Origin of the sequence: Brachyspira pulli (genome assembly GCF_036997785.1) — a bacterium.
GTDB lineage: Bacteria > Spirochaetota > Brachyspiria > Brachyspirales > Brachyspiraceae > Brachyspira > Brachyspira pulli.
In genome coordinates, this window is record NZ_JAWLQI010000011.1 from 12,698 (window position 1) to 27,262 (window position 14,565).

13 protein-coding genes are annotated in these 14,565 nt (G+C 26.1%); 3 read left to right on the forward strand and 10 right to left on the reverse strand.

The genetic code is table 11. The features are described 5' to 3' along the window. Positions 1-84 precede the first annotated feature (84 nt). Positions 85-600, reverse strand: a complete 516-nt coding sequence (locus R4K56_RS04035) for a hypothetical protein (protein ID WP_335760439.1) — start codon at positions 598-600, stop codon at positions 85-87. Positions 601-604: 4 nt separating this feature from the next. Next, complete coding sequence (locus tag R4K56_RS04040; RefSeq protein ID WP_335756549.1) at positions 605-2,020, reverse strand: hypothetical protein; 1,416 nt, start codon at positions 2,018-2,020, stop codon at positions 605-607. A 165-nt stretch (positions 2,021-2,185) separates the two neighbouring features. On the opposite strand from R4K56_RS04040, the gene R4K56_RS04045 reads away from it, so the two are divergent. Then, positions 2,186-2,848 (forward strand): helix-turn-helix domain-containing protein, encoded by a 663-nt coding sequence (locus tag R4K56_RS04045; RefSeq protein WP_335756548.1) that lies wholly within the window; start codon positions 2,186-2,188, stop codon positions 2,846-2,848. A 281-nt stretch (positions 2,849-3,129) separates the two neighbouring features. On the opposite strand, the gene R4K56_RS04050 is transcribed toward R4K56_RS04045, so the two are convergent. Then, the gene (locus R4K56_RS04050) at positions 3,130-4,062 is read right to left on the reverse strand and encodes a tyrosine-type recombinase/integrase (RefSeq protein ID WP_335771925.1); all 933 of its coding nucleotides are present in this window, start codon (positions 4,060-4,062) and stop codon (positions 3,130-3,132) included. A gap of 576 nt (positions 4,063-4,638) precedes the next feature. On the opposite strand from R4K56_RS04050, the gene R4K56_RS04055 reads away from it, so the two are divergent. Beyond that, positions 4,639-5,685 (forward strand): ABC transporter substrate-binding protein, encoded by a 1,047-nt coding sequence (locus R4K56_RS04055; protein WP_335771926.1) that lies wholly within the window; start codon positions 4,639-4,641, stop codon positions 5,683-5,685. 95 nt (positions 5,686-5,780) lie between these two features. Here R4K56_RS04055 and R4K56_RS04060 read toward each other — a convergent pair whose 3' ends face one another. Genes R4K56_RS04060 through R4K56_RS04080 form a run of 5 tightly spaced genes read right to left on the reverse strand, consistent with a single transcriptional unit; the run spans position 5,781 to position 11,194 of the window. Beyond that, positions 5,781-6,710 carry a UDP-N-acetylmuramate dehydrogenase gene (locus R4K56_RS04060; protein ID WP_335771927.1) on the reverse strand — a complete coding sequence of 310 codons (930 nt, stop codon included), beginning with the start codon at positions 6,708-6,710 and terminating at the stop codon, positions 5,781-5,783. After that, the gene (murC, locus tag R4K56_RS04065; RefSeq protein ID WP_335756544.1) at positions 6,679-8,067 is read right to left on the reverse strand and encodes a UDP-N-acetylmuramate--L-alanine ligase; all 1,389 of its coding nucleotides are present in this window, start codon (positions 8,065-8,067) and stop codon (positions 6,679-6,681) included. Before murC ends, R4K56_RS04060 begins: the two co-directional genes overlap by 32 nt. Before the next feature lie 60 nt (positions 8,068-8,127). Further along, positions 8,128-9,198: a UDP-N-acetylglucosamine--N-acetylmuramyl-(pentapeptide) pyrophosphoryl-undecaprenol N-acetylglucosamine transferase gene (locus R4K56_RS04070; protein WP_335769725.1), complete on the reverse strand. Its 1,071-nt coding sequence runs from the start codon at positions 9,196-9,198 to the stop codon at positions 8,128-8,130. Beyond that, complete coding sequence (locus R4K56_RS04075) at positions 9,195-10,289, reverse strand: FtsW/RodA/SpoVE family cell cycle protein (RefSeq protein WP_335771928.1); 1,095 nt, start codon at positions 10,287-10,289, stop codon at positions 9,195-9,197. The genes R4K56_RS04070 and R4K56_RS04075 overlap by 4 nt, the downstream gene beginning before the upstream one ends. 20 nt (positions 10,290-10,309) lie before the next feature. Then, on the reverse strand, positions 10,310-11,194 hold the full coding sequence (locus tag R4K56_RS04080; RefSeq protein WP_335771929.1) for a toxin A: 885 nt from the start codon (positions 11,192-11,194) through the stop codon (positions 10,310-10,312). Positions 11,195-11,368: 174 nt separating this feature from the next. Between R4K56_RS04080 and R4K56_RS04085 the strand changes: the two genes are divergently transcribed. Beyond that, positions 11,369-12,391, forward strand: coding sequence for a diguanylate cyclase (locus R4K56_RS04085; protein ID WP_335756540.1), 1,023 nt, complete (start codon positions 11,369-11,371; stop codon positions 12,389-12,391). 101 nt (positions 12,392-12,492) lie between these two features. On the opposite strand, the gene pta is transcribed toward R4K56_RS04085, so the two are convergent. Together pta and R4K56_RS04095 are read right to left on the reverse strand one after the other, a co-directional pair. After that, a complete protein-coding gene (pta, locus tag R4K56_RS04090) occupies positions 12,493-13,500 on the reverse strand; it encodes a phosphate acetyltransferase (RefSeq protein WP_335756539.1) in 1,008 nt (335 codons plus the stop codon). A gap of 140 nt (positions 13,501-13,640) precedes the next feature. Continuing rightward, on the reverse strand, positions 13,641-14,522 hold the full coding sequence (locus R4K56_RS04095; protein ID WP_335760773.1) for a DMT family transporter: 882 nt from the start codon (positions 14,520-14,522) through the stop codon (positions 13,641-13,643). Between the last annotated feature and the right edge of the window lie 43 nt (positions 14,523-14,565).

Below are 14,565 nucleotides of genomic sequence, written 5' to 3' on the forward strand. Positions count from 1 at the left end.
TTAGTAATGCTAAATTATAATGCCAATAAAAACGTGCATATAAACTTCAATTTACATACACGTTAATATTATATAAAGCTATTATTATTTTTTATGCCAATGTATAGACTTGATATACAAAGCAGAAAGATTAGTTAAATCTTTATCATCTTCTGTTTTTGTTGATAAAGCATAATAAATATCGTCTACTCTCCACAATGTAAACTTCTCACCATTAGCAGTAATATTATACTCAACATTTATAGAATATTCATCTTCTATAAAATTCTTTCCGCTGTTTGTATAGTCACTATAAAATGAAATTAAATTATTTGAATTTTTTGAAGCTCTGTAAATATAAGCATTATTCATATAATCAAAATCTACTTCAGCAACATATTTATTAATTATAAAATATTTAGCATTCTGTCCATGTTCAGGAGGAGCTACTGTAATTCCTATACCCAAAGGAAGAAATGAATTAGGAGAATCTACTTGCACCATATCCAATACATTTTCTTTTGTGCTAGTATTATCTGATTTAGAATTATTAGCTTGATTAGAACATGATGTTAAAATCAGCATTGTACAAATTAACAAAGTAATTAATAATCTCATCAACACCTCACTCAATTTTTTTCATCTCTGATAAATAAGATTTAAATATTGTAAATAAAATATAATCTATTTTTACTTCATCTTTTAAGAAATTATCATACATATAATCTGTTATCTGATCATCTGTTTCAATTTCACTAAAGCATATATCATGTTTATATTTTAGAAAATCATATAAATCTAATATTTCTAAAATTTTAACAGGATAATATACAGAAGCGGAAAAATTGAGTATATCTTTAGCATCAAATGTTATTAGATATTGATACTCAAAATTTGGTCTTTTTGCTTTCATAGCATCATGCAAAGTAATACCAAGACCATAACCATATCCATAATATTCATGATGAAGGCCTACAGCCAAATTTACATCTTGATTACTAGATATAGAATATTTTAAATAGTTATAAGATTTTATAGAATGAGAATATAATTCATTATTTGCTCTATCTGAAGGTAAATAATTTATAATATCAGTTAATGTAATATCATGAAGTAATCCAGCAATACCCATATTAACAATTTCTATATTATCAAATTGTCTTATTCCTAATTTAAATATATTATCCAATTTACTAATATCTTTTAAAAATTTATTTTTCTTGGATACTTTATCATAATAAGCCATGTATTCTGTTTTCCATTTAGCTCTTATTCTTGAAAGTATACCCATATTAATATTTCTATTATAGAATATCATAAACTCCATGATATTAAGAAATACTCTATTACTATGATCTATAATATTGCTTCCAGTAAAACCTATTGTAGTAGAAATCATATCATTTTTTTCATAAGGTTTATTTAATAATACAAAAACACTTTCAGCTACGCTTCTTATTAATTCTTCATAGTTTATATTATAATTTTTGCTGTCAAATATATTACTATGATGATCATCATTTTTATTAATATTACTTATAACATTAATTCTTTGCATCAAACCCAATTTTATTAATATTTTTCCAAGAATCTCAGCGGCTTTACAAGTGAATTTATCTCTGTTTTCTTCTATTTCTAATTCTATTATTAAATTCTTAATATCCTCTACTCTCTTAAAATTATTCATAGATAATATTTCTTCAAGCATAGTTTCCTGAGCCATTCTTATATCATCTGATGAATCTTTACAATTAGTAAAAATCGAATAAAAATAATCTTTATTATTCAATTCATTTGGATCTACAAAAAATGATACCATATCCAAATATGATTTATACACATAAAATTCAGAATTATTAAATAGAATATTATTATTCAAACTATCATCAAATAAAAAATCAATTTTATTATAAGGTATCACATTTATAACACCGTAACCATTTTTAGAAATAATATCTATTTTATCTTTTAATATTAATTCTTTATAATCTCTGATTTTATCTAAAGAGATTGAGGTATAATTATTTAAATCTATTTCCATTAGAAAACCCTATTTTATAATTATTTTTTATTCTTATAAGTATTATTATACACATATAAAACAATAAAACAAATATTTTAATTAAAAAAATTTGGAAAACAAAAAAAATTTATTATATTATAGTATATTATATATGAGCGGAATATTATGGAGGCGAGCTTTACAATGAACGATTACAAATATAATCAGGAAGATTTTGCTATACTAGATACATACAAAATTCTTTCTCAATCACTTGGAAGCTATTTAGGTAAAGACGCTGAAATAATTTTATATTCATTTGAAAATAATAAAAAATCAATAATCAATATCGTTAATAATAATTTGCAAAATAAAAATATAGGCGACATTCTATCAGACAGAGATGATAATATTTTAAATGAACTTTTAAATAATAAAACTAATTATAAAAACAATTTTGTAGAATCAGTAACTGGAGAATGTTCCAAGCTAAATTACACAATAATAAAAAATGCACTTGAAATTCCTATAGGTATGTTAATTATAAGTTGGAATTTTGACATTTCTTTGATTAATACTCTAAAAATTTTTATTCCTGATAGTCTTAATAATAATAAAGATAAGAAAAAAAGCAAATCAGAAGATATTATATTAGACAGCATAAAAAAAGTTATTATAGGAATAGACCGAGATGAAGTTGGTCCGTCTGTGTACAATAAAACTATAATAAAAAAGTTGTTTAATCAAGGTATATTTGAGTTTAAAGAATCAGTACAAATAGTAGCTAATTATTTAAACATATCTCATCATACAGTATATTTGCACATAAGAAGTATAAAGAAATATAAAAAAACTAATAATCAGTAAATCATTAATTTATTAACATTAGCATGAAAACTGTTGCATAGAAATATTTTATGTAATAATATCATCAAGAATTATTTTAAATAAAATATATCTTCACAATATATTTTATACAAGAAATATAATAAATTAATAATCAGTAAATTATCGATTTATTAACATTAGCATGAAAACTGTTGCATAAAAATATTTTATATAATAATTCGTCAAGAATTATTTTAAATAAAAATATATCATCACAATATATTTACATACAAGAAATATAAAAATTAATAATCAACAAATTATTGATTACTAGAATGTGGATGAAATTTATTATATACCTCAAATAATCTTGAATTTGTTACATGAGTATATCTTTGTGTAGTTGCTATAGTTTCATGACCTAATAATTCCTGAACGCCTCTAATTTCAGCATCATTATTAAGTAAATGAGTAGCAAAAGTATGTCTTAATGTATGAGGAGAAAAATCAACTGATATATTTGCATTTCTTATTAAACGTTTCATAGAAGTTCTTATACTTCTATCGCTTATAGGCTTTCCAAATCTATTTATAAAAAGATAATCATTATTTACAGAGTATTCTTTTTGTATAATTCTCCTCTTTTCCATATATATATCCCAATTATCATATACTATAGGTAGAACTGGAATATCTCTAACTTTGGAACCTTTTCCGCATATTCTTAAAGTTTCACTTCCCTTTTTTATCATACTAAATCTAAGTGAAGCCAATTCAGAAACCCTTAATCCTATTGCATACATAAAAAGAGCCATCATTTTATCTCTTAATAATGTAAAATCTCCTTCATCATCTATGGCCAATATACTGTCTATATCACTTATTGATAAAAATTTAGCTATATGTTCTTCTCTCTTAGGGCTTTTCATGTCTACTATTCTTGTTTTATCTGAATATCCATTTCTTATTAAATATTTATAAAATTTTTTAATAGAAGAAAGATGTCTTGACATAGTAGAATTGGTTAAAGATTTTCCTTTTAAAAAAGTTAAATAATCTCTAACTGTATAATGATCTGCATCATTTAATAAAATATTTTTACTTTCTAAAAATCCGAAATATTCTCTTAAATCTTTACTGTAACTGTTTATTGTGTGTGCTGCATAATTTAAAGTCTGTAAATAATCACTGAATTCTTCTAGTAAAATATACATTTTATCTTCATTAAAAACATAATCACTATGCATATTCATAATAAAACCCCATAATAAAAGTATATCTGTTTGACATATTGTTGTTTTATTATCGAAAGTTTAAATCATAAATTTATGTAGTATGTTAACTTGATATAATTTTTTTAAATTTATTCCAAATAATTTCATTATATAAAAATACACATTTATATCCCCAAATTTAATAATATAATTTGATTTTTATTACTTAATTGATTATAATACATATATAACACTTAATAAATAGACAATAAAAAAATTATAAATTGACATATAACTAAAGTTTAGTTTACTTAATTTTTATGTAGAAAAAGTTTATATCATTAGTAATAGCCTGTAATATATTTTATATTATGGGCTTTACTAGCATATTTCTATAATATTATTTTCTATTAACTTGGTCAATATATTTAGAAATTATAGTATATATAAAAATACAAATGATACAATTTTATCATTATACAAAATATTTACTATAAAAAATTATATATATCAATTTTCTTCATATTTTCATATTGCTATTTTTTTTAATTAAAAAGAATATAAATATATAATTATTATTAAATAATTAATACTACTAAATAGAAGGAAGGACACATGAAAACATCAAAAATTATACTGTTAATTTTATTTATTATACTGATAATATCTTGTAAGAAAAATGATAATTTAGAAGGCTTTACAAATATTGATAAAGTAGAAAATGCAAATGAAAATTTAGAAACAAATATGACAAAAATAAAAGTTGGATATATGGCAGACTTCTCTGGAACATCAACAGCCATCATAGCACAAGAAAAAGGTTATTTCATAAACGAACATTTAGACGTTGAATTAGTAAAATTTTTAGATGGCCCTTCTGAAGTAGATGCTATGTTAAAAGATGATATACAATTTGCTTATATAGGACATGGAGCACATTCATTAGCTGTACAAGGAAAAGTTAATGTATTATTTCCTAATGGATTAAGTAAATCAGAACAAATAATAGCAAGAAAAGATGCTAAAATAAATTCAATTGCAGACTTAAATGGTAAAAAAATTGGAACACAAATTGGAACTTCATCAGACATTTTATTGGATTTAGCACTAAAAACATCAGGAGTACAAAGAAAAGATGTGAAAGTTCTTTATATGGACGGTCCGAAAATGGTACTTTCTATATTTGATAAAACTATTGACGCTGTATCTATACAGGCTCCGTATACTTTTGAAATAATGCAAAAACTTAGTAATGATGTAAAAGTAATCACTACTATAACAAATTTTTATAATGTAGGTTCATTCCCAAGCAGTTGGATAGTAACTCCAGATTATCAAAGAAAAAATCCAGATATAGTTGCTAGATTCTCAAAAGCTATACTTAAAGCTATGGATTACAGAGCGGCCAATTTAGAAGAAGCTATAGAAATGGTTGCTAATTTTAATAAAAAATCAATAGAAGCTGTAGCTTTAGAAAAAGAAACAGGTATATGGTTCTCAGGTGAAGATGTTAGAAATGCATATATTGGCGGCGAAGTTAATAAATGGTATGAATCACAGCAAAATATATTTATATTCACAAAAGTTCTTTCTACAAATATAGATATTAATAAATACGTTCAAATTAGATTTATGAATAACAATGTATTAAATGAACAATAATTTTAAATAAATTATATAAAAATAAAGCGGAAACTATTATAACTTTATTAAAGCTAAAATAGATTTCCGCTTTTCTTATACAATTTTAATAATTATCAGCTTAATAAAACAACATTGATTTTCGGATTAAAGGCATAATGCTGTTCTATCTTCTTTCTAGTATCTTCTATCAAATTAATAACATCTTGAGCTTTAAACAATTCATTATTATTATCATATAAACATTCATTAACTATATAATTAGGAAATCTCTTATGCCATCTCATATGTCCCAATTTCATACCAAGCCCGCCTACCCTTTCAACCATTTCATAAGCCTTAATATCATAACAATCTTCAAACACTGGACCTATATATGATTCCATAGGAGACACAGAACCTCTTATATATCTAAACCAATCTATTCTATTATCTATACGTTCCGGTGTATCTTTTTCCAATTTAAATACAACTGATAATATAATAATAAATTCTTTTTCTTTATCAGTTAAAGCTAAATACTCATCTTTATTTAATTCTACAACACAGCAATTTTTCTTATCAAAAAATTTTACCGAAACAATAAAATTCAAAATCGAAGTACCAAAAGATTCCAATTTATCATAAACGGCTACACCAAGTCTAGTATTAACCAAGGCAACAAATTCCAATCCGGTTAAATTTCTTATTCTTGCCTCATGGGAAAGTCTTTCCAAAATTGAAGAACTATTGGCAATCAAAACATCGTCATCTAAAAATTCAAAATATTCAAACTCCCCTTCTAGTGATACTATAATACCATTATAACCATTATCAGAAACAATAACTTTACTTGTATCCCCCATAACAAAATAATCTATGGTATTAGTATTAAAAAAATTAGCTATATCCAAAAAATCCTGTATCTTCTTCACAACAATATATAAATCAATATTCCCGCCAATATAAAAACTGCTAAATTCTCTAAATGGGTGATTTCTATAATATTCTATATTTTTTTCTTTGAGAAAATTCTCAGCTATTTTGTAATTGTCTTGCATACTCATTACTAACCCTCACTATATTACCAGCTCCCAAAGTTAATATTATATCCCCATCTTTTTTCATATTGTCCAATACTGGTAATACATCTTCTATATTTTGTATATATCTTACATTACTATTTTGTTTTCTTACTATATCACATATAATTTCACCGCTTACACCGGGAATAGGAGCTTCTCCTGCAGCATAAATATCGGTAATTATAACCTCATCTGCATCATTAAATGCATACTCAAAATCATTCAAAAGTAATTCAGTCCTGCTGTATCTATGAGGCTGAAATACTGCTATTACACGCCTATTAGGATAAGCATTCTTTACCGATGAAAGAGTAGCTTTTATTTCTGTTGGGTGATGTGCATAATCATCAAATAATGTTATATCCTTATCATAAAGCTTATTCAATCTTCTTCCAACACCTTCAAAAGTTCTTAATCCTTCTTTTATTGTATCAACATCTATACCTAAATGAAAAGCTACTGCAATTGAAGCTAGTGAATTTAAAACATTATGAATTCCTATTAGCGGAACATTAAATTCTCCCAAAAGTTCTCCATTATGATATGCTTTAAAATAAGTTATAGGGGCTTCAACTCTTATAGAATCCTTATCTACATAAAAATCATAATCACTTGAAAAACCATAAGAATAATATTTTTTATTTGCACTTTTAGATAAATCCTTCACAACATCATTTTCAAAACATAAAAATGAACAGCCGTAAAAAGGAACTTTATTTATAAATTCTAAAAAAGCAACTCTTAAAGCTTCAACATTACCGTAATAATCCAAATGGTCATTATCTATATTGGTAACAACATTTATAACAGGAGAAAGTCTTAAAAAACTTCCGTCACTCTCATCTGCCTCACATACCATATATTCACTGCTCAAATCATTACAAGCAGCATTACTTTTCAAATTAAAATGATTTCCGCCTATTATACAAACTGGATTAAGTTTTGCACACATCATTATTTGACTTATGAGAGATGTTGTAGTAGTTTTTCCATGAGAACCTGATATAGCTATACCATATCTTAAACGCATAAGCTCAGCAAGCATTTCACCTCTCGATATCACAGTTATCTTTTTAGATTTAGCAGTAATTATTTCTTCATTTGTAGGGCTTATAGCTGAAGAAGTTACAACCGCTGTAATATCATCTTCAATATTTTCTGCTTTATGACCATAATATACTTTTATTCCTGATTTCTCTAATGATTCAGTCTTGGCAGTTTTTGCCAAATCACTTCCTGTTATAGTAAAACCTATAGCATTTAAAACACTAGCTATAGCACTCATTCCTATTCCGCCAATTCCTATAAAATGTATTTTTTCTTTTCTCTTTGTAAACATATAATCCTCAATTTTAATTTAATATTTAAGTAAGACAAAATCACCAAAATAATATTTAATTTACTTTTCCAAAACACTCATTATATCATCAACTATTGAAGATACCGCTCTTGAACTCCAATTATTTCTTATATTTTCTCTAATAGTTTTTAATCTTTCATCATTATTCAAATTATTTATTATAACATTTTCTAATTTTTCTTTATCTAAATCTGATTCTTCTATCAAATAAGCCATATCCTTATTAAGCAAATCCAAAGCATTAAAATATTGATGATTATCAGTAGCATAAGGAAAAGGAACTAATAAAGAAGGCACATTAACAGCCAATATTTCACTTATAGAACTGCTTCCAGCTCTTGATATAACGAAATCAGCAGCATGAAGCAAATTAGCCATATCTCTGTAATAGCTATGCACAAAAACATTATCAAATTTAGCTTCATTGACTCTATTAATTATATCATTAGCCCATTTAGGACCAGCAAGCCATACTATGCGTAAATTATTAACTCTACTTTTTATATCCTTTATACATTCAAAAAATAATTCATTTAATTTCAAAGCTCCTTGAGAACCTCCCATAACTACCAATAATTTATCATTATCTGATAATTTTAAAACTGCTCTGGCTCCTTCCCTATTTACTACAAAGAAATCATTTCTAACAGGATTTCCAAAAACTTTTCCATTAGGCATAAACTCTAATGTCTTTGAAAAAGTTAAATATACTTGCTTAGCATTTTTATAAAATATTCTATTAACCTTTCCAGGTATAGAATTTTGTTCGCATAAAAAAATAGGTATATTTCTCCACTTAGCAACATAAAGCATAGGAAGTGATACAAAACCGCCCATTCCTATTATGCAATCCGGTTTATGTCTGTCAATTATACGCGAAGACTTCATTAAAGCTGGTATAAATCTCAACATAAATAATATTTTTTTCCAAAAATTTCCTGGAGGATTTATATTTATAGTATTAAAATCATAATTGCTAGGTATAAGATGATAATCCTTTTGAGCAACAACAAGTCTAGGTTTATGTCCTAAATTTTTAACATAATCATATATCGAAATAGCAGGTGTTATATGACCAGCTGTACCTCCGCCGCATAAAATTATATTCATTTTTCACTCCTTTGAGTTATTTTTAATAGTATAGCAACCATTATCATATTAATAACCAATGCATTTCTTCCATAACTAATTATAGGAAGCGGAATTCCAGTAGTTGGTATCATAAGAGTTGCCACCATAATATTTAAATAAGCCTGTACACTAATAAACATAGTTATGGCAAATGAAAGATTCTTCAAAAATAAATCATTCGTCCGTGACGATATAATAAAACCTCTAATAGTGAAAGATAGAAAAAGAAGTAATATTATTAAATTTCCTATTAAACCATATCTTTGAGATACTGAAGCATATATAAAATCTGTTAATGCGGCAGGCAAATGAGTACTTACATCTCTTATTTCTTCATCTGGTATTCCAGTAATACCTCCATAATTAAAAGCCAATTTAGCCCTTCTAATTTGATAAACATCTTCTTCAGACTGTGCCTGCGGATCAAGATATGAATTTACTCTGCTTCTCATATATGGAACATTAAATATAAATAAAGAAAATAATACAGCTAAAAGCAATGCTGATAAGAGTAAAGATTTTAAAGGTATTCCTCCATAAAAAAATACAGAAAAGCCAATCATAGCAAATAAAAGTGCTGTTCCGGAATCCGGCTCTATAAGTATAAGACCTGAAACTAAACATAAAATTACTAAAGGCGGAAACAAACCTTTTTTCATATCAAATAATTTTTCACCTTTTTTACTTAGTACACTTGCAAAATATATACTGCATGTTACTTTAGCTATTTCAGAAGGCTGTATAGTAATACCTCCAGGAATAAGAAGCCATCTTTTAGCATAACTTCCAGCAACTGTTATACCAAAAAAATACACCCATGCTAGTAAAATCAAAGTAAAAAGTAAAAGAAACGGCACCATTTTGTCTAAAACATCAAAAAAATCTGGAACTATCAATACAACAATAGTAGCCAATAACATAATTGATAATAATTTCAAATGATTAATAAAATACCCGCCATTAGGTTCATGTACTGTTTGAGCACCATATATAGCTACCAATCCTGCTATAAGCAAAGCTATATATATAGTTAATAAATATATATCTGGAATTAACCTTCTTTTTACCATAAACTCTCTTTCAAATATTTCTAAATTATTTTATAAGCTAATGAAACTTTAAGCTCTATAAAAGTACTATTATTATAATGCGGAAGACCAACATGCAAACCAGCTGATGCCCCAATATTAAGAAGCAATCTTTCTTTTAAAAATTTTAAATTCATAAGTCCTGCTATTCCTAATTTATGAGATAAATGTTTTGAATTAATTAAATATGTAAGTCCATAATATCCGCCTATATAAAATAAATTGATTTTACCTAAAAGATAAAAATCATTAATTAATTCAAACTCGCTTTTTTGATGCAATATTGAAGTTCTAGGATCATAATAGTACGCCTTTTTACCCACATTAACATAAGACATATTTAGATTATTTATCAAAGCAAAATTTTTAAATTTAAATACAAAATAAGGAGAAACATTTATTATATAACCGAAAGCATCTCCTTTCTTCATAGCATATAATTCATCAAATGAATAACTAACATCTTTATTATCAAAACCTGCATAACCAAAATTCATCGCATTAAACATAAAATCTGCATAGCCGCTTATTCTTATTCCAAAAAAAGATAATGGTTTTATGTCTATGAAAGCTCCTATAAGATCTGATGATAAAGAAAAATTATTTTCTATTCCAAAATCTACTTTAGTATCTTTAAACAAATAATTCGTTGCATTTTTATACATATATAATCTATAATATAATCTTGTTTCTAAATTAAATTTTATGTAATTAAATCCTCCCAAAGCAGTTTGTTCTATAAAAAGTTCATTCTTATAAATGCCTGTATTAGTATTTACTGATAGCTTTCTTTCATATATATCAATATTAAAAAGTGTATTTATATCAGCAAAAATAATTGTTGGATATAAACAAAATAATACTATAAAAATATTTATTTTTTTCATACAAATCTACGATATCCAATATACAAGTTTGCTACTATGATACTTTATAAAGCAAAAAAATCAAGATAAAACAGACATTTTCTATTAAATGAACATATTAAAAAAATATATTGAAAAAAAACTGTATATATGTTAATATTATAGAAAGGTTATATCTTATTTAGGGTATTTCTAATGTATAGAAGTATTGTAAAATCCATTATGGAAAATCGTATAGGTGTAGTAAAAAAAGACTCTAATTTATTAGAGCTAGCATCACTTGCATCTAAATCTTCCAATAAAATACTTGCTGTTGTAAATGATTCGGATAAAATAGTAGGTATAATAAATTTCAACGATGTTCTTATAAATTTATTGAAAGATGTATCCAAAAAAAATTCCAAAAACTTTATAACAAAAGAAATATCTGCTTTTATGAATAAAAATCTTGTAATAGCACACCCTGAAGATGATATTCTTATGACTTTTGAAATAATGAAAGAAAACAAAATGGATTATCTTGTTATTATAAATAATGACAACTATCCTATTGGTGTAATCAATATATATGATCTATTTGAAACTGTAGTAAAAATCAAAATGCGTAATATGACTTTAAACATAAATGAAATAGAAAAAAAGTCTTCTATGGAAAAGGATAAAGTCATAAAAAAATTAATGAAAGAAATTGATACTTTACATTCTCAATCTACAATAGACCCTTTAACTGGATTATTTAATGTTAGATACTTCAATAAAATCATAGAAGAAGAAGTTGAAAGAGCTAAAAGATATAAATACAGTATTTCAATAATATTTATGGATCTTGACCATTTTAAAGATATAAACGATATTTACGGTCACGATTGCGGAAACGTTGTACTTCATGGAATAGGTAAATTATTAAGCAATGCTTCAGATAATATACACATGCTTAGAAAAAGCGATATTGCTATACGTTACGGCGGTGAAGAATTTATAGTTATATGTCCAAATACCAAAAAAGAACAGGCATATATAGTAGCTGAAAGAATTAGAAAAACAGTAGAAAAGAAAAGATTTAATTATGAATCAACCATAATCAATGTCACCGTTAGTGTTGGAATAGCAGAACATAAAGGAACATCAAAAAAACCAATAGCCGACACAATCAAAAACGCTGACTCTGCAATGTATGAAGCTAAACATCTTGGAAGAAATAAAGTTATATTACATTAATTCTAAACTTCAATATACTTACTACTTACTATAAATAAAAAAGCCTCAATATTATTAATAATATTAAGGCCTTTTGTTTTATTCTTATAAAATAAATTTCATTATAGAGCTTGTAAAGAGGTTAAAACTGCTAAATCAGCTATATCTTGAGCAGAACATCCTCTTGAAAGGTCATTAGCAGGTTTTGCTATACCTTGAAGCATAGGGCCTATAGCAGTACATTTACCAACTCTTTGAGCTATTTTGTAACCAATATTACCAGCATTTAATTCTGGGAAAATAAGTACATTAGCATTACCTTTAATAGGTGAATTAGGAGCTTTTTGAGCACCAACTTTTTCAACTATAGCAGCATCAAATTGCATTTCACCGTCATAAACAAAGCTTACATTACGTGAATCTAATATTTTTTTAGCTTCTATAACTTTATCAACGCTATCATGTTTAGCTGAACCTTTAGTAGAGAAAGAAAGCAATGCTACTTTAGGTTCTAATCCTGTCATAATTTTGTAAGATTCTGCAGTAGATTCTGCAATATCTGCAAGCTGTTCAGCTGTAGGATCTGGAATAACAGCACAGTCAGCAAAACAAGCTATACCATTAGTAAATAAAGATTTATCAGGACTTTCTACAAAGAAAGTAGAAGATAATGTTTTAATACCTTTTTTAAGTCCGATTAAGAATAATGCTGCTCTTAACATCTCACCTGTAGCATAAACAGCACCGCCAACCATACCATCTGCCTCATTAGAAGCAAGTATTGCTGCTCCAGTATAAACAGAATTATTAACTATTAATTCTTTAGCTTGGTCTTTAGTCATACCTTTCTTTTCTCTAGCTTTGAAAAGCATTTCTATATAACCTTCTGTTTTAGCATCTTTATTAGGGTCAAAAATTTTAGCAAAATTACCGTCTAATTCTAATGCATTTTCTTTTGCCAAAGCTTCTATTTTAGCAGTATCTCCCACTAATACAACACCTTTTACTAATTGTTCTTTTTTAAGAATAACTGCAGCTTTAACATGTCTTTCATCATATCCTTCAGCTAATACTATAGTTTTAGGATTAGATTTTACTTTTTCTCTTAAATTATCCATAAATGAAGCCATAATAAAAAACCTCTTTTAAATAAAATTACTACCCATATATTTTAATATATAAATCACAATTTTGCAAACATATACCATATATACGTATCAATTTCATAATAAAAATTAATAAATTATAAAAAAACTTCAACTAATAAATATTAAGAATCTGATTTTTTCATATTACTTCCTATCTCACATATAAATATAGCCGCTACCATACATATTCCGCCTATAATAAAATTAATTGTGAGAGGGTCTTTCATAAATATAATGCCTGCCAAAGCACCTAAAAATGATTCCAAACTTAAAATAATCCCTGCTTTACTAGGATTAACATATTTTTGAGATACTGTTTGAAGTAAATAAGCTATTCCTGTTGCACCTATAGTTAAATAAAGAAGCGAATATATACTTTCAGAAGATACAGCATTAATATTAAAAGGCGTAGAAGTTATTATACCTACAGCAAAAGATATTGTACCAGCTATTATAAGCTGTAAGGCTGCCATTCTTATACCATCTACATATTCAAGCATTTTATCTATAAGCATCAAATGGATAGCAAATACTATAGCACAAAGCAAAGCAAATGAATCCCCTGCCTTAATGCTTCCAAATCCGTCAAAAGATGTTAATAGATATAAACCTATAATAGTGATTATAGCTGCTATAAATGCGGCAATATGAGGTCTTTTTTTATACACTATCCAGCTAAAAAATGGTATAAATATTACATAAGACCCTGTAAAAAATGCCACCTTTGAAGCAGTTATAAATTTAGAACTCATAGTTTGAAGGAAAAATCCTAAAAATAATGCCGTTCCAACTGGAATAGATAATAATATATCTCTTTTTGTTGTTTTTATAAGTTTCTTAAAAAATATTATTGATAGAAAAATACCGCCAGCTAAATTTCTGAATCCTACAAGATAAAACGGCTCTATTTCCTGAACTACAACTTTAACTGCAACAAAACTATATCCCCAAATTAATGCAGTTAAAAATACACCTATAGTACCAAGTCTTTCTTTGTTATGCATATACAAACCTAATTATTTAAGATTACTACTATAGATAATATAA

Bases quoted from the DNA above. Each gene is read 5' to 3' on its own strand.
- R4K56_RS04045 (WP_335756548.1), top strand. From the start codon at position 2,186: ATGAACGATTACAAATATAATCAGGAAGATTTTGCTATACTAGATACA.
- pta (WP_335756539.1), bottom strand. From the start codon at position 13,500: ATGGCTTCATTTATGGATAATTTAAGAGAAAAAGTAAAATCTAATCCT.
- R4K56_RS04070 (WP_335769725.1), bottom strand. From the start codon at position 9,198: ATGAATATAATTTTATGCGGCGGAGGTACAGCTGGTCATATAACACCT.
- murC (WP_335756544.1), bottom strand. From the start codon at position 8,067: ATGTTTACAAAGAGAAAAGAAAAAATACATTTTATAGGAATTGGCGGA.
- R4K56_RS04060 (WP_335771927.1), bottom strand. From the start codon at position 6,710: ATGAGTATGCAAGACAATTACAAAATAGCTGAGAATTTTCTCAAAGAA.
- R4K56_RS04040 (WP_335756549.1), bottom strand. From the start codon at position 2,020: ATGGAAATAGATTTAAATAATTATACCTCAATCTCTTTAGATAAAATC.
- R4K56_RS04075 (WP_335771928.1), bottom strand. From the start codon at position 10,289: ATGGTAAAAAGAAGGTTAATTCCAGATATATATTTATTAACTATATAT.
- R4K56_RS04050 (WP_335771925.1), bottom strand. From the start codon at position 4,062: ATGAATATGCATAGTGATTATGTTTTTAATGAAGATAAAATGTATATT.
- R4K56_RS04095 (WP_335760773.1), bottom strand. From the start codon at position 14,522: ATGCATAACAAAGAAAGACTTGGTACTATAGGTGTATTTTTAACTGCA.
- R4K56_RS04055 (WP_335771926.1), top strand. From the start codon at position 4,639: ATGAAAACATCAAAAATTATACTGTTAATTTTATTTATTATACTGATA.
- R4K56_RS04085 (WP_335756540.1), top strand. From the start codon at position 11,369: ATGTATAGAAGTATTGTAAAATCCATTATGGAAAATCGTATAGGTGTA.
- R4K56_RS04080 (WP_335771929.1), bottom strand. From the start codon at position 11,194: ATGAAAAAAATAAATATTTTTATAGTATTATTTTGTTTATATCCAACA.